The sequence below is a fragment of the Aeromonas sp. EERV15 genome (assembly GCF_900079845.1).
In the GTDB taxonomy this organism is placed as follows: Bacteria; Pseudomonadota; Gammaproteobacteria; order Enterobacterales; family Aeromonadaceae; genus Aeromonas; species Aeromonas sobria.
Genome location: NZ_FKKY02000004.1, coordinates 67,338 through 82,851, shown reverse-complemented (window position 1 = coordinate 82,851; position 15,514 = coordinate 67,338). Strand labels below are relative to the sequence as shown.

Genomic DNA, 15,514 nt, shown 5'->3' with positions numbered 1-15,514 from the left:
CATGACCAGAGATGAGATCTTCAACGAAATTCGCCGCGCCCTGGTCGAACTGTTCGAAATCGACCCCGAGGACGTGACCCTGAATGCCCAGCTCTACCAGCAGCTCGAGCTCGACAGCATCGACGCCATCGATCTGGTGGTGCACCTGCAAAAACTGACCGGCAAGAAGATCAAGCCGGAAGAGTTCAAGTCAGTGCGCACCGTCGCCGATGTGGTCGACGCCGTCGAACGCCTGCTCGCCGAGTAATGCGCCGCATCAACCTGCTGGCGGGTGCCCTGCTGCTGCTCTACCCCCTGCTGGTCTACCTCGGCCTGTCGCTCGGGGAGAGAAGCTGGCTGGCCCCGCTGCTGTTGCCCCTGTTTGCCATTCGCCTGTTTGCCGGTGCAGCCCTGCCGGGCACATGGCGCTGGGCGACCCGCTGGCTTGGCGCCGTCGGCCTGTTGCTGATCGGCCTCAACCTCTGGTTTCGCGAGCACGACTGGCTGCTCTATTACCCCATTGCCGTCAACGCCACCCTGCTGGGGGTATTTGGCTGGAGTCTTGGTCAACCGATGACCCTGATCGAACAGCTGGCCCGCCTCACCACCCCGGTTCTGCCGGAGCGGGGAGTCCGCTACACCCGCAAGGTGACCCAGATGTGGTGCCTCTTTTTTATCGGCAACGGCCTGTGCGCTGGCTGGACCGTCTGGCACGGCGATCTGGCGCTCTGGAGCCTCTACAACGGGCTGGTCAGCTATCTGCTGATGGGCGTTCTGATGGGCGGCGAATGGCTGGTGCGCCAGCGCGTGATGAAACGGGATAATGCATGACCCTGCTCGATGAACTGCTGCAGGCAGATGGCAACCGCATCGTCACCTTTGACGGCCAACGATCGTGGACGCTGGCGCAGCTGCGCCAGAGCGCCGGGTTGCTCGCCCGCCAGCTCGCCACACTGCCAGCGCAGCGCTGGGCTATTTGCACCGGCGACAGTTACCACTTTTGCCAGGCGCTGCTCGCCTGCGCCATGGCCGGACGTGCCGTGGTACTGCCCGGCCACCAGCGTCTCGCCGGCTTGCAGGAGTTGCTGGATCAAGATGCCTTCGATGGGCTGCTTTGCGACGAGCCGCTGCCGCTCCCCTGCCCCGTGCTGCCCATCGATGCCGTTACAGCCGGTGAGCCATTGCCAGCCACGGAAGCGATAGCGACGCTGGCCCCCGAGATCACCCTCTACACCTCCGGCTCGACCGGCCAGCCCAAGGGGATCACCAAGCCCTGGCCGCTGATCGAGGCCGAGGTGCGTACCCAGCTCGCCCTGTGGCACGAACACCTTGGCGGCGCACGACTCTTCTCCTGCGTCAGCCACCAGCACATCTATGGTCTGCTCTTTCGCATCCTGCTGCCGCTGGCGCTCGGCATTCCGTTTGCCCGCCGCCAGACCGACTACCCGGAGCAGTTGGCCGACCAGACAGAGCCGTGGGCGCTGGTCAGCTCACCTGCCTTTCTCTCGCGGCTCGACCCGGCCCTTGATACCCGCGGCTGCCGCTTGGTTTTCTCCTCTGGCGGCCCACTCGCCTATCAAGATGCCCGCCAGTGTGCGGCTCTGCTCGGCCCCTTGCCGGTGGAGATCTACGGCAGCAGCGAGACCGGCGGCATCGGCTGGCGCCAGAGCCATGCCCCCGATTGCCCCTGGACCCCCTTTGCCGGTGTCACCGTCAGCTGCGACGAGGAGCAGACCCTGCTGCTGCGCTCACCCTTTATGGATGAGGCCGAGCCCTGGGTCGGCAGCGATCGCATCGCTCTGTGTGACGATGGCGACAAAGACGCGGCTGGCCGCTTTCATCTGCTTGGCCGACGCGATCGCATCGTCAAACTCGAGGAGAAACGCATCTCTCTGGATGATGTCGAGCAGCGCATCAAGGCGCTGGAGGGGGTACTCGATGCCGCCATCTTGCCCCTTGAGCAGGGCGGACGTCAGGTACTTGGCGCCGCACTGGTGCTCAGCCAGCAGGGAATGCAGAGCTTCACCCGCCTTGGCCACGGCGCCTTCTTGCAACAGCTGCGTCGGCAGCTGCGGCCCTGGCTCGAGCCGGTGGCGCTGCCGCGCAGCATCAGACTTTTTCAGGCGTTGCCCCTGACCGGCGCGGGCAAACGCGACGGCGTGGCGCTGCGTCAGGCGTTTGACCAGACGCCATTGCAACCGCAACAACCCGGAGCCTTTACCTGATGGATAGTTCACTGCTGCCCGCCCTGCTGGCACGTCAGGCCACCTCCGACGGCGTGCAGCTGCTGCTGCACCTGAATGCCGATCTGCCCTGGTTTGCGGGCCATTTTCCCGGCGCACCGCTGCTGCCGGGGGTCACCCAACTGCAACTGGCCATTCACTTCGCCCGCGCAGAGAAGCTGTTCGCAGGCGAGTTTCAGGGGATGGACCAGCTCAAGTTCCAGCGCCCGCTGCGCCCGAATGACGACTGCTGGCTGGTATTGCGCGCTCATGGCGACGGCCAGCTGCGCTTTGAATATCGTCTCGGCAGCGCAGAGGATGTCGATACGCTGCCGCTCGCCAGCAGCGGACGGATCAAGCTATCGTGACGCCCTGCATCATCATCCCCTGCTACAACCACGCAGCCCCCCTCGCGGCGGTGCTGCGTGAACTCGCACAGCTCGCGCTTCCCTGCCTGCTGGTCGATGATGGCAGCGAGCCGGTGGCAGCCGCCCTGCTCGATCAGCTGGCGGCCGAACATGCCGATTGGGTCACCCTGCTGCGCCATCCGCACAATCGTGGCAAGGGGGGCGCGGTCAAGACGGCGCTGCTGGCTGCCAGAGCGCGCGGTTTCAGCCACGCCCTGCAGGTCGATGCAGATGGCCAGCACGATCTCTCCCGCCTGCCGGAGCTGCTGGCCGAATCAGAGCGCTTCCCGCAGGCGCTCATCTCCGGCGCTCCCGAATATGACGAGACGGTACCCAAGGGGCGCCTCTACGGCCGCTACCTGACTCACGTCTGGGTCTGGATCGAGACGCTCTCTTTCGAGATCAAAGACAGCATGTGCGGCCTTCGCGTCTATCCGGTCGAGGCGAGCTGCGCGCTGCTTGAGCAGTGCACCCTCGGCGAGCGGATGGACTTCGACATCGAGATCATGGTGCGCCTGCACTGGCGCGGCGTGGTGGTGCGCTTTATCCCGGTCAAGGTGCACTACCCCGAGAACGGCCTCTCCCACTTCAATCCGCTGCACGACAACCTGCGCATCTCCTGGATGCACACCCGTCTGGTGCTGACCCTGCTGCGCGACGGGGCCGCCAGCCTGCTGCGCGCCCCCGGCCAGCTGTTAAAACGCGGACGGGAACACTGGTCACGCACCCCGGAGCGCGGCACCCTGCTCGGTATCCGCACCATGCTCTGGAGCTACCGGCTGCTCGGCCGTCCCGGCTTCAAGGCCCTGCTGCTGCCGGTTATCAGCTACTTCTGGCTGACCGGTCGCAGCCAGCGCGAAGCCTCCCGCGACTATCTGACCCGCCTCACCGCCCGCGCCGCCGAGCTCAACCAGCCGCTGCCCGAACCGGTGGGGAGCCTGCGCCACTTCCTGCGCTTTGGCGAGGCGGCGCTCGACAAACTGGCCGCCTGGCGCGGCGACATCGGCCTCGACGACATCGAGCTGGTGAACCCGCACCATTACGAAGCCGCCCGCGGCAAGGGAGCCCTCATCATCGGCTCCCATCTGGGCAATCTGGAGCTATGCCGCGCCCTTGGCAGCAAGGCGCAGGGCGTGCGCATCACGGCGCTGGTCTTTACTCGCCACGCAGCCCGCTTCAACGCCCTGCTGCAGGAGGTGAACCCCGACTCCGGCCTCAATCTGGTGCAGGTGCAGGAGCTGGGGGCTGATACCGCCATCATGCTCAAATCGCGCATCGAAGCGGGGGAGTGGGTGGTGATCGTCGGTGATCGCACCTCGGTCACCAAAGAGAAACGGGTGGTCTGGGCCGATTTTCTCGGCAAGAAGGCCCCCTTCCCACTCGGCCCGTTTGCGCTGTCGGCCATCCTCGGCTGCCCCACCTACCTGATGTTCGGGCTGCGGGAGCAGGGGCGCTTTCGGGTGCACTTCGAGCCGTTCGCCGACGGCTCGCCCCTGCCGCGCGCCGGACGCCAGCAGCAGCTCGAGGCCCGGGTGCAACACTACGCCAACCGGCTGGAACACCACTGCCTGCGTGCACCGCTGGAGTGGTTCAACTTTTTCGACTTTTGGCATCTGACCGATGAGCAGGACTGATCAAGGCATGCACGAGATCCACTTCGGGGCCCGCCCCCTCACCATCGAAGAGGTTGTCGCGCTGGCCGAACGCCGCGCCACGCCACGCCTCAACCCTGCCCCCGAGTTCCAGGCCCGCATCCAGCGCGGCGCCGACTATCTTGACCGGCTGCTCGCCGAGGAAGGGGTGATCTATGGGGTCACCACGGGCTACGGCGACTCGGTCACCCGCGCGGTGCCGCTCGATCTGGTCGATACCCTGCCCCTGCATCTGACCCGCTTTCACGGCTGCGGCATGGGCGAGAACCTGAGTCTGGCCGCGACCCGCGCCGTGCTGGCAACCCGACTCAACTCACTGGCACAGGGGGTCTCCGGCGTCAGCCTGCCCCTGCTCAAGCGGCTCACCTGGCTGCTGGAGCAAGATCTGCTGCCGCGCATTCCCGAAGAGGGCTCGGTCGGAGCCAGCGGCGATCTCACTCCGCTCTCCTACGTGGCGGCGGCGCTGATCGGCGAACGCGAACTCTACCGCAACGGGGAGCTGACCAGCGCGGCCGAGCTCTATCGCGAGCTCGGCATCACACCACTCCAATTGCGCCCGAAAGAGGGGCTGGCGCTGATGAACGGCACCTCGGTGATGACGGCGCTCGCCTGCCTCGCTTATGCCCGCTGCGACTACCTGATGCGGCTCTGCACCCGAATCACGGCGCTGGTGAGCGTGGCGATGGAGGGCAACGCCTTCCACTTTGACGAGCGACTGTTTGCCGCCAAGCCCCACCCGGGCCAGCAGCAGATCGCTGCCTGGTTGCGTGCCGATCTGCAGAGCGGCGAGCTGCCGCACCACAGTAACCGGCTGCAGGATCGCTACTCCCTGCGCTGCGCCCCCCACGTCATCGGCGTGGTGGCCGACAGCCTGCCCTGGTGGCGCACGCTTATCGAAAACGAGCTCAACAGCGCCAACGACAACCCCCTCATCGACGGTGACGGGGAGCATGTGATGCACGGCGGTCACTTCTACGGCGGCCATATCGCCATGGCGATGGACAGCATGAAGGTGGCGGTGGCCAATCTGGCCGATCTGCTCGACCGTCAGCTGGCCCAGCTGGTCGACAGCAAGTTCAATCAGGGGCTGCCGAGCAACCTCTCCGGCGCGAGCGCCGAGCGCCGCTTTATCAACCACGGCTTCAAGGCGGTGCAGATCGGTACCTCGGCCTGGACGGCGGAAGCGCTCAAGCACACCATGCCCGCCAGTGTCTTCTCGCGCTCGACCGAGTGCCACAATCAGGACAAGGTGAGCATGGGCACCATCGCCGCCCGCGATGCGCTGCGGGTGCTGACCCTGACCGAGCAGGTGGCCAGCGCCAGTCTGCTGGCGGCGGTGCAGGGGGTCGAACTGCGCCTTGCCCTGCAGGGCAATGACCTGACCACCCTCAGCCCGGCGCTCGTCGCCACTGTCGAGGCGGTGCGCCGCGATCACCCCTTCCTCTGTGAAGACCGCCCGCTGGAGGCCGAGCTGCGCGCCATGATGGCCCGCCTGCAGGCTCGTCACTACCCGATTTATGATGAGGTGCCCAATGTCTGAGCCCTGGCAACTGAGTGCCGAGGTCGATGTCACCGTCCCCTTCCATGACGTGGACATGATGGCCGTCGCCTGGCACGGCCACTACCTGCGCTACATCGAGCTGGCCCGCTGTGCCCTGCTCGATCGCATCGACTACAACTACCCGCAGATGGAGGCCTCCGGCTATCTGTGGCCGGTCATCGACGTGCGGATGAAGTACATAGCCCCGCTGCGCTTTGGCCAGACGGTGCGGGTGCGCGCCACTCTGGTCGAGTACCAGCACCGCCTCAAGATCGATTACCTCCTCTATGACCCGCAGAGCGGCAAGCGCACCAGCAAGGGTTACACGGTGCAGGTGGCGGTCAGCAAGCAGAGCGGCGAGATGTGCTTCGCCTCGCCACAGGTGCTGCTCGACAAGCTGGGGGTGAGCGAATGATGGCACGTCTCACCCTTCTGCTGCTGGCTCTGCTCTCCTGGCCAACGCTGGCAATCACTCTGGCCGACGTGCAGCAACAGCTCACTGCGGCGGATGCCCGCAGCGCCCGCTTCGAGCAGGAGCGCCAGATAAGCGGCCTCACCCAGGCGCTGCGCGCCAGCGGCGAGCTGCTGCTGGTGAAGGGCAAGGGGCTCTGGTGGCAGCAGCAGATACCCTTTCCCCTGACGCTGACCCTCACGCCGACGCGCATGGTGCAGCAGCTGCCCGGTCAACCGGCCCAGACCCTCGACAGCCCGCAACTGCTGGAGTTCAGCAACCTGATGCTGGCCCTGTTCGACCCGAGCGAAGCGACACTGGATAACTACTTTCGCCACCAACTCAGCAGCGAGGGGGAGGAGTGGACCCTGACCCTAGAGCCCATCCGCTCTCCTCTCGACAAGGTCTTCGCCACTCTGGTGCTCAAGGGGCGTCACCAGCTCGCGTCGCTCGCCATCCATGACAAGCAGGGGGATGTCACCCTGATCCGTTTTGTTGACTGGCAGCTTAGAACCCTGCCCCTGAATGCCGAGGAGCAATCCCGTTTTGATGCTCACTGAGAAACAGTGGCGCCTGCTGGGGCGATGGTGGCTGCTGCTCTGCGTAGCGGTCTGCCTTGCCCTGGCGCTGGCCCTGCCTCGCGCCCGCTTCAATACCAGCGTGATGGACCTGCTGCCCAAGGAGGAGCATCAGCAGTGGCATCCGGAAATCCGGGCCGGACTGCTCGGCAACCTCGACCGGCAACTGGTGTGGCTGGTGAGCCTGCCCGCCGGCGAAAATGGCGAAGCCGCCGCGACCGCGTGGAGCAAGCAGCTGGCCGGCATCGACTCACTGGAACATCTGAAGGCGGCGCAGCCGACCCTCGCCGGTGCCTGGCAGAGCTACATGCGGCAAATGGCGTGGCAGCACCTCACGCCAGCCGCACGGGCACGGCTGGCCAGCGGCCCCGAGGGGTGGAGCCAGTGGGTACTGGGGCAGATCTACTCCCCCTTCGGCGGCGTCTCGCGCGCCGAGTGGCAGGCCGATCCCCTGCTGCTGACCCGCGCCGCAGTGCTTGAGCAGAAGAGCCCGATACAGCTGGACGAAGAAGGCTGGCTCAGCAGCACGGGGCCGGATGGACGTCGCTGGTATATGGTGCGGGCCGAGCTCAACCTCTCCGCTTTCGACATGGCGCGCAACCGCCAGCTGCTCAGCGAGCTGGCAACCGCCGAGCAGCAGCTGCACCAGCACTATCCGGGCGTCGAACTGCTGCGCCGCGGCACCCTCTTCTACAGCCAGCACGCCAGCACGCTCGCCGAGCAGGATATCTCGACCATCGGGCTGGGCTCGCTGGTCGGGGTCATTGTGCTGATCTGGCTGGCGTTTCGCTCGGTGCGGGCCCTGCTGCTCTCCCTGCTGCCGCTGACGATGGGGATGCTGTGGGGGCTCGGCGCCGTACTGCTGGTGTTTGGCGAGATCCACGTCTTCACCCTGGTGATCAGCTCAAGCCTCATCGGCATCTCCATCGACTACGCCCTCCACTTCCTGAGCGAGCGGCGCCTGCATGGTCACGAGACACCGGCGCAGACCCGCGCCCACCTTCTGCCGGGGCTGAGCCTCGCGCTGCTCACCACCCTGATCGGCTATGCCCTGCTCTGGCTCGCCCCCTTCCCGGGGCTGCAGCAGCTCGCCATCTGCGCGCTGGCAGGCTTGCTGGCCGCCTTCCTGACCGTGCTGCTGCTCTTCCCCTACTGGCTGGGCGACCTGCCGCAGGGTGCCTTGCCCATCCGCCACTGGCAGGTGCGCTGGATTGAGGCCTGGCAGCGTCCGGGCGGCCTGCGCCGCTGGCTGCCGCTACTGGTGCTGGTGATCAGCGCCATCGGCATCAGCCGCCTCGCGGTCGATGACGATATCCAGAAGCTGCAACCCCTGCCCCACGAGCTGCAGGCGCAGGAGCGCCAGATCCAGCAACTGACCGGCCAGCAGGGCGGCATGACCGGCTATCTGGTGGTGGGCAGCGATGCCGAGCAGGCCCTCACCCGCCTCGAGACGCTTGCTGACCAGCTTGAGCTGGCCCGCCAGCACAAGGTGCTCGACCAGTTTGTTGCCATCAGCCAGTGGCTCCCCTCGAGGGCCCGCCAGCAGGCGGATCATCAGGCTATCATGGCGCTGCAACCGGGCGTCATTTCCGCCCTCAAGGCGGCCGGTGTACCGGTGGAGGCCAGCGCTCGCCCCCTGGATCTGCTGACCCCCGAAGCGTGGCTAACCAGCCCGGTCAGCGAGGGGAGTCGTCTGCTCTGGTACGCCCTGCCCGATGGCCGGGTCGGGATCTGGGTGCCGCTGGGCGGCATTCACGATGCCGCCGCGCTGGCCCGTCTGGCCGACGAGCATGACGGGGTGATCTGGCAGGATCAGCGCAGCCAGTGGAGCCAGCTCTTTGCCGATTACCGCCTCAAGCTCGCCGAGCTGCTGCTGGTCGCGGTGGTGCTGGTGATGGGGCTGCTCTGGCATCGCATCGGCTGGCCCCTGACCCTGCGCATCCTGCTGGTCAACGGGCTGGCCATCGCCATGGGGCTGGCGCTGCTCGGCTTCAGTGGCCAGCCGCTCACCCTCTTTGGCGTGCTGGCGCTGAGCCTAATCTTCGGCATCGGCATCGATTACGGGCTCTTCTTCGCCCACTGCGGCAGCGAGCCTGCCCGCCAGCAATCGACCCTGCTCGCCATCCTGCTGGCCCACCTCACCACCCTGCTGGCTTTCGGCCTGCTGGCGCTCAGCAACACCCCGGCCATCGCCGGTTTCGGGATTGTGCTGAGCGGCGGGATCTTCACCGCGTTTCTGTTATCCCCCATGGTGCTGGCCCCACGGCCAGCTGCGGAGTCATGATGAGATACTGGTACTTGCTGCTGGTGCTGCTGACCGGTTGCAGCAGCCAGCAGGGGATCGAGGCATTTATCGCCCCGGGTGTCCCCCTCTCGCTGCCAGCGCCCCAGCGCGCCGAACCGCTAAACCGCCAGCAGCTGCTGATCGCAAGCGTCGAGGGCAAGCAGTATCAGCTGCTCACCGCGCTGGAAGCTGGCCAGCAGGGCATCACCCTGGTCGGGCTGATGCCGACCGGTGCACGCCTGTTCAAGGTGCAGTACGACCGAAACGGCATTCACAGCGAGCGGCTGCTCCCCCTGCCCGGCAACGCCCTGCCCCCGCCAGCGCAGGTGCTGGCCGACGTGATGCTCTGCTACTGGCCGCTGGCCGAGTGGCAATCCCGTCTTCCGGCAGGCTGGCAGCTGGTCGATGAGGGGGATGTTCGCCGTCTCACCGACCCTGCTGGCGTGCTGGTCACCGAGATCCGCTATCAGAGCTGGCAAGGCCAGCGCGAGCCGGTCAGCCTGACCCAGCACCGCTTTGGCTACCGCCTGCAACTGGAGAATCTGGCGCAATGACCCTCTACATTCACGCCTACAGCCTCATCAACGCCCTCGGCCGTGGCAAGGATGAGGTGAGTGCCGCCCTCGAGGCGTGGCGCACCCGTGGCGCCAGCCCGCTTGATGGCGAGCGCTGGACGCTGGTCGATGGCCGCACCTCGCCGGTTGGTCGGGTGCGCCATCCGCTGCCAGCGGTGACGCGCGCCCCCTACGACTCGCGCAACAACCGGTTGCTGCTCGCGGCACTGGCCGATATCGAAGACGACGTAAACGCCGCAATCGCCCGCGTCGGCCCGCAGCGGGTGGCGCTGGTGCTCGGCACCAGCACCTCCGGCATCGGCGAGGCCGAGGTCGCCGTTGCGGCGAGCGATCGTGGCGAGGCGCTGCCGCCGCAGTTTGACTACGTGCAGCAGGAGCTCGGCTCACCGTCGCTGTTTCTCGCCGCCCATCTCGGTATTGAAGGGCCGGCGATGACCATCTCGACCGCCTGTTCCTCGAGCGCGCGCGCCTTCATTACCGCCCGCCGCCTGCTGGCCAGCGGTCAGGCCGATGTGGCGCTGGTCGGTGGTGCCGACTCGCTATGTGGCCTCACCCTCAACGGCTTTGACAGTCTGGAGTCCCTGAGCGAACAGCGCTGCCAGCCGTTTACCGCCGGGCGCGACGGCATCAACATCGGCGAAGGGGCGGCCCTGTTTCTGGTGAGCTGCGAGCCCGCCCCGCTTGCCCTGCTGGGGGATGGGGAGTCGTCGGATGCCTGGCATATCTCGGCGCCGCACCCGCAAGGGGAAGGGGCTGAGCGAGCGATGCGGATGGCGCTGACCCGCGCCGGTCTTGAGGCTGAGCGGATCGGCTACGTCAATGCCCACGGCACCGCCACCCGTCTCAACGACGAGATGGAGAGCCGCGCGCTGGCGCGCCTCTTCCCGAACAAGGTGCCGGTCAGCTCGACCAAGGTACTGACCGGCCACACCCTAGGGGCGGCCGGTGCGACCGAAGCGGCGCTCTGCTGCCTGCTGATCGAACGCGCCCTGCCGCTGCCCCCGCAGGGTGAGGAAGCCGATCCGGCGCTGGCCCCCATCGCCCTTGTGCAGGATCAGGGGCCGGTCGACATCATCATGTCCAACTCGTTTGCCTTTGGTGGCAACAACGTCAGCCTGATTTTTGGCAAAGAGGCATCATGACTTTTCCTACCATAGAACAACTGCTTCCCCATCGTGCCCCCATGCTGCTGCTCGAACGCGTCACGGCGCACGACGAGCAGAGTGTCTGCTGCGAAACGGTGGTGGGAGCACGGCAGGCGCTGCTGCTCGATGACAACAGCGATCTGCCCGGCTGGTGCGGCATCGAACTGATGGCGCAAACCATCGCCGCCTGGGCTGGCATGCAGGCACATCAGCACCAAGAGCCGGTGCGGATCGGCATGCTGCTCGGTACCCGCAAATACCAGAGCCAGCAGCCGGTCTTTGCCGCTGGCAGCCTGCTGCGCATCGAGGCCCACTGCCTGCTGCAGGATGCCGGAATGGCCAGCTTTGAATGCAGCATCTGGCTTGGAGATCGCGAGTGCGCCAGAGCCCGTCTGAGCACCTATCAGCCCACCGAGGCGCAACTGACAGATTTACTGGAGCAGAAACAATGAACTCGACCGTATTGGTAAGCGGCGCCAGCAAGGGGATTGGCCGCGCCATCGCCCTCAAGCTGGCGGCCGACGGTTTCACAGTGGTCGTTCACTACCACAGCGACCAGCAAGGGGCGCAGGCGACCCTCGACGAGATCACCGCCCAGGGCGGCGCCGGGCGCCTCATCCAGTTCGATATCGGCGATCGCGAACTGTGCCGCGCACGTCTTGAATCCGACATCGAGCAGCACGGCGCTTACTATGGCGTGGTCTGCAATGCGGGCATCGTCCGTGACGGCGCCTTCCCGGCACTCACTGACGACGAGTGGGATGATGTCATCCACACCAACCTCGACGGTTTCTACAACCTGCTCAAGCCCTGCATCATGCCGATGATCGGACTGCGCCGCGGCGGACGCATCGTCACCCTCTCCTCGGTCTCCGGCATCATGGGCAACCGCGGTCAGGTCAACTACAGCGCCTCCAAGGCCGGCCTTATCGGCGCGACCAAGGCGCTGGCGCTGGAGCTCGCCAAACGGCGGATCACGGTCAACTGTGTGGCCCCCGGCCTTATCGACACTGGCATGGTCAGCCCGGAAGTGGAGGGCGAAGCGCTCAAGATGATCCCTCTCAAACGCATGGGACAGGCAGAGGAGGTCGCCGGTCTGGTCTCCTACTTGATGTCCGACATCGCCGGCTATGTCACCCGACAAGTAATTTCCATCAACGGAGGCCTGATATGAATCGACGGGTCGTAGTCACCGGCATGGCCGGTGTGACCGCCTTTGGCAACGACTGGGCCAGCGTCAAGCCGCGCCTGCAGGCAGGACGCAACGCCGTGGTCACCATGCACGAGTGGGGCATCTATGACGGGCTCAACACCCGGCTGGCCGCGCCGATCAGCGACTTTGCCCTGCCGGCCCACTATCCGCGCAAGAAGATCCGCGCCATGGGTCGAGTCTCCGAGATGTCGACCGTGGCCTCCGAGCTGGCGCTGGAGCAGGCGAAGTTGCTGAACGAACCTGTGCTGAGCGATGGTCGCACCGGTATCGCCTATGGCTCCTCCACCGGCAGCACGGCGCCCATCGGCGCCTTTGGCGCCATGCTCAACGACAAGACCACCGCCAACATCACCGCCACCACCTATGTGCAGATGATGCCGCACACGACGGCGGTCAACACCGGCCTCTTCTTCGGCCTGCGTGGGCGGGTCATCCCCACCTCCAGCGCCTGCACCTCGGGCAGCCAGGGGATCGGCTACGCCTGCGAGGCAATCCGCCACGGCTACCAGACCGTGATGGTGGCGGGCGGCGCAGAGGAGCTCTGCCCCTCCGAGGCGGTGGTGTTCGACACCCTGTTTGCCACCAGTCAGCTCAACGATACTCCCGAACTCTCTCCGCGCCCGTTTGACCGGGATCGCGACGGGCTGGTGATCGGCGAAGGGGCCGCCACCCTGGTGCTCGAGGAGCTGGAGCATGCCCTCGCGCGCGGCGCCCCCATCATCGCCGAGCTGGTCGGCTTTGCCACCAACTGCGATGCGGCCCACGTCACCCAACCCCAGAGCCAGACCATGCAGCTCTGCATGCAGATGGCGCTGGATCAGGCAGGGCTGCGTCCCGAGCAAATTGGCTACATCAGTGCCCACGGCACCGCCACCGAGCGGGGCGATATCGCCGAGAGCCAGGCGACCGCCGCCATCTTCGGTGACCAGACACCCATCTCTTCCCTCAAGAGCTACTTCGGCCATACCCTGGGCGCCTGTGGTGCCATCGAAGCCTGGCTGTCCCTCGAAATGCTGCACGACGGCTGGTTTTCTCCGACCCTCAATCTGGCCAACCCGGACCCTGCCTGCGAGCCCCTCGACCACATCACGGGTCAGGGGCGACAGCTGGAGATCGAGTACTTGATGTCCAACAACTTCGCCTTCGGCGGCATCAACACCTCGCTGATCTTCCGCCGCTGGCACGATGAAACAAACTAGGTGACATCGCAGCCAAACAACTAAAAAGGGGCCATCATCGGCATGGCCATCTTCCGCCACGTTCCCATGACTCAGCTGGTCAATCAGCTCGATATCCTCTTGCCCGGTGACCGCCCCTTTGTTGCCCCCTGCGCCTTCCTGCAAGCTCGCCAAAAGCTTGGCCACAAGAGCATCGAACGCCTGTTTCACGAGACCGCCTCGCGTTGGCACCAGCAGGCCAATCACCCCGGCTGGGCCGGACTGCAACTGCTCGCCGTCGATGGCGTGATGTGGCGCACGCCCGATACCCCGGACAATGCCGCCGAGTTTGCCAAACCCGGTACCCAGCATGGGGAGACCGCCTATCCGCAGGTGCGCATGCTCTGCCAGATGGAGCTGACCAGTCATCTGCTTGTTCAGGCGGTCATGGAGAGCTGCGCCGTCAACGAGATGGTGTTGGCCGAACAGCTTGTCGCGCGCACGCCGGACCACTCGCTGACCCTGTTCGACAAGGGGTTTTACTCCTTCGGCCTGCTGCATGCCTGGCAAACCGCTGGCTGCGAGCGACACTGGCTGCTGCCGCTCAAAAAGGGCACGCAATACGAGGTGGTGCGCAAGCTGGGGCGTCAGGATGCCCTGGTGCGTCTCAACACCAGTCCACAGGCGAGGAAGAAGTGGCCACAGCTGCCTGACACGGTGGAAGCCCGCTTGCTGACCCGGACTATCAACGGCAAATAGCGGCAGGTGCTGACCTCGATGGTCGACCCGATGCGCTTTGTGGGCGCCGATATCGTCGACTTGTATGGTCATCGTTGGGAAATCGAGTTGGGCTATCGGGAGATGAAGCACAGCCTACAGCAGCATCGGCTGACCCTGCGCAGCAAGAAGGCGGCGGGGATACGGCAAGAGCTATGGGGTGTGTTGCTGGCGTACAACCTGCTGCGCAGCCAGATGGTAAAGATGGCTGCGAGCCTGAAGAGATACACGGCGAGTCAGTTGAGTTTTCACATGGTGTCGGTCTACCTCATCCATGAGTTGAGCAGCATGCCGTATGTGTCGCCGGGGAATATCCCGGGACGCGTTGCGGAGCAGGAGAAACAGGCGGGCCAGTTTGTGTTGCCGGCCCGGAGGGAGCGAAGTTATCCCCGCAGCGTGAAGCCAAGGCCACAGAAGTATGGAGTTAAAAAAACCAATAAAAACAATGCCAGTCAGGCTTAACTGACTGGCATTAGGCCAACGGTCCCCTCTGTTTATCCTATTCGCTGGCGATCTCGATGGTCACATGCACCAGCTCTTCATGGATCGCCAGCCGCTCGCGGATCTGCTGTGCCGGTAGCGGATTGACCATCAGCAAAGAGAGCACGCAGGCATACTGCTGCTGCCCCACCCGCCAGACGTGCAAATCGCGGATATCGGTGCCCGGCAGCTCGGCGATGACCTCACGGATCTCCGCCACCAACGGGGTATCCATCTCGGCATCCAGCAGCACCCGGCCGGAGTCACGCAACAGACCCCAGGCCCATACCGCCACCAACACGGCACCCACTATTCCCATCAGGGGATCCAGCCAGTCGGCTCCCCACAGCATGCCCCCCACCAGCGCGAAGATAGCCAACACAGAGGTCGCCGCATCCGCCAGCACATGGAGGTAGGCGGCACGCAAGTTCAGATCCTGATGGCCGTGGTGATCATCATGATGGTCGTGACCATGGTGACCGTCATGATCATGCCCATGATGGGCGTGGCCATGGTTGTCGCCGTGGTTGTCGCCGTGGCTGTGGTGATGACCATGATCGTCCTTGAGCAGCCAGGCACAGGCGAGGTTAACCAGCAAGCCCACCAGCGCGATGCCAATCGCCTGTTGATAGTGGATCGGGCTGGGATCCAGCAGCCGGAACACCGACTCGAACAGCATCAACCCGGCCACCCCCACCAGCAGCAAGGCGCTGGTGAAGCCCCCCAGCACCTCGATCTTCCAGGTACCGAAGCTGAATCTGTGGTCGCGGGCAAAGTGGCGGGCGGCGCGATAGGCCAGCACCGACAGGCCGAGCGCCAGTGCGTGGGAGCTCATGTGCCAGCCATCCGCCAGCAGCGCCATGGAGTTGTAGATCCAGCCGCCGCTGATCTCGGCCACCATCATGATGACAGTCAGCAACACGGCCCAGCGGGTCTTCCGTTCGGCCAGTGGATTTCCTTCGTGAATGACGGGGTGATGGCAATGGGGTTGAGCGAGGGATGACATGGATTTCTCCTGAGGGCGACAATGCAATATACTATACCCCAGTATAGT

Annotated in this window: 15 protein-coding genes and 1 pseudogene; 15 read left to right on the top strand and 1 reads right to left on the bottom strand. The window is 65.3% G+C overall.

Annotated elements, in window-relative coordinates; genetic code table 11:
* The first annotated feature begins 1 nt into the window (after position 1).
* The 15 genes and pseudogenes from BN4575_RS04710 to BN4575_RS04640 form a co-directional block, all read left to right on the top strand.
* The gene (locus tag BN4575_RS04710; RefSeq protein ID WP_033135988.1) at positions 2–247 is read left to right on the top strand and encodes an acyl carrier protein; all 246 of its coding nucleotides are present in this window, start codon (positions 2–4) and stop codon (positions 245–247) included.
* Positions 247–810, top strand: coding sequence for a COG4648 family protein (locus BN4575_RS04705; RefSeq protein ID WP_068977344.1), 564 nt, complete (start codon positions 247–249; stop codon positions 808–810). The genes BN4575_RS04710 and BN4575_RS04705 overlap by 1 nt, the downstream gene beginning before the upstream one ends.
* Positions 807–2,204: an AMP-binding protein gene (locus BN4575_RS04700; protein WP_068977343.1), complete on the top strand. Its 1,398-nt coding sequence runs from the start codon at positions 807–809 to the stop codon at positions 2,202–2,204. The genes BN4575_RS04705 and BN4575_RS04700 overlap by 4 nt, the downstream gene beginning before the upstream one ends.
* Positions 2,204–2,569 (top strand): ApeI family dehydratase, encoded by a 366-nt coding sequence (locus BN4575_RS04695; RefSeq protein WP_068977342.1) that lies wholly within the window; start codon positions 2,204–2,206, stop codon positions 2,567–2,569. The genes BN4575_RS04700 and BN4575_RS04695 overlap by 1 nt, the downstream gene beginning before the upstream one ends.
* Positions 2,566–4,242, top strand: coding sequence for a glycosyltransferase family 2 protein (locus BN4575_RS04690; protein WP_068977341.1), 1,677 nt, complete (start codon positions 2,566–2,568; stop codon positions 4,240–4,242). Before BN4575_RS04695 ends, BN4575_RS04690 begins: the two co-directional genes overlap by 4 nt.
* Positions 4,229–5,800, top strand: coding sequence for an HAL/PAL/TAL family ammonia-lyase (gene hutH / locus BN4575_RS04685; protein ID WP_068977340.1), 1,572 nt, complete (start codon positions 4,229–4,231; stop codon positions 5,798–5,800). The genes BN4575_RS04690 and hutH overlap by 14 nt, the downstream gene beginning before the upstream one ends.
* Positions 5,793–6,215, top strand: a complete 423-nt coding sequence (locus tag BN4575_RS04680) for an acyl-CoA thioesterase (RefSeq protein ID WP_141689715.1) — start codon at positions 5,793–5,795, stop codon at positions 6,213–6,215. Before hutH ends, BN4575_RS04680 begins: the two co-directional genes overlap by 8 nt.
* The gene (locus BN4575_RS04675) at positions 6,215–6,811 is read left to right on the top strand and encodes an outer membrane lipoprotein carrier protein LolA (RefSeq protein ID WP_068977445.1); all 597 of its coding nucleotides are present in this window, start codon (positions 6,215–6,217) and stop codon (positions 6,809–6,811) included. Before BN4575_RS04680 ends, BN4575_RS04675 begins: the two co-directional genes overlap by 1 nt.
* Entirely contained in the window at positions 6,801–9,113 is a 2,313-nt protein-coding gene (locus BN4575_RS04670; RefSeq protein WP_068977338.1) for an MMPL family transporter, read from the top strand. The genes BN4575_RS04675 and BN4575_RS04670 overlap by 11 nt, the downstream gene beginning before the upstream one ends.
* A complete protein-coding gene (locus BN4575_RS04665) occupies positions 9,113–9,667 on the top strand; it encodes a DUF3261 domain-containing protein (protein ID WP_141689723.1) in 555 nt (184 codons plus the stop codon). Before BN4575_RS04670 ends, BN4575_RS04665 begins: the two co-directional genes overlap by 1 nt.
* The gene (locus BN4575_RS04660) at positions 9,664–10,830 is read left to right on the top strand and encodes a beta-ketoacyl-[acyl-carrier-protein] synthase family protein (protein WP_068977336.1); all 1,167 of its coding nucleotides are present in this window, start codon (positions 9,664–9,666) and stop codon (positions 10,828–10,830) included. Before BN4575_RS04665 ends, BN4575_RS04660 begins: the two co-directional genes overlap by 4 nt.
* Positions 10,827–11,285 carry an ApeP family dehydratase gene (locus tag BN4575_RS04655; RefSeq protein WP_068977335.1) on the top strand — a complete coding sequence of 153 codons (459 nt, stop codon included), beginning with the start codon at positions 10,827–10,829 and terminating at the stop codon, positions 11,283–11,285. The genes BN4575_RS04660 and BN4575_RS04655 overlap by 4 nt, the downstream gene beginning before the upstream one ends.
* Entirely contained in the window at positions 11,282–12,007 is a 726-nt protein-coding gene (locus BN4575_RS04650) for a 3-ketoacyl-ACP reductase FabG2 (RefSeq protein ID WP_068977334.1), read from the top strand. The genes BN4575_RS04655 and BN4575_RS04650 overlap by 4 nt, the downstream gene beginning before the upstream one ends.
* Positions 12,004–13,245 carry a beta-ketoacyl-ACP synthase gene (locus tag BN4575_RS04645; protein WP_068977333.1) on the top strand — a complete coding sequence of 414 codons (1,242 nt, stop codon included), beginning with the start codon at positions 12,004–12,006 and terminating at the stop codon, positions 13,243–13,245. Before BN4575_RS04650 ends, BN4575_RS04645 begins: the two co-directional genes overlap by 4 nt.
* A 30-nt stretch (positions 13,246–13,275) precedes the next feature.
* Positions 13,276–14,442 (top strand): annotated as a pseudogene (locus BN4575_RS04640) (IS4 family transposase); the annotation flags it as partial.
* Between the two features lie 37 nt (positions 14,443–14,479).
* Here BN4575_RS04640 and dmeF read toward each other — a convergent pair.
* Positions 14,480–15,466: a CDF family Co(II)/Ni(II) efflux transporter DmeF gene (gene dmeF, locus BN4575_RS04635; protein WP_068977332.1), complete on the bottom strand. Its 987-nt coding sequence runs from the start codon at positions 15,464–15,466 to the stop codon at positions 14,480–14,482.
* Between the last annotated feature and the right edge of the window lie 48 nt (positions 15,467–15,514).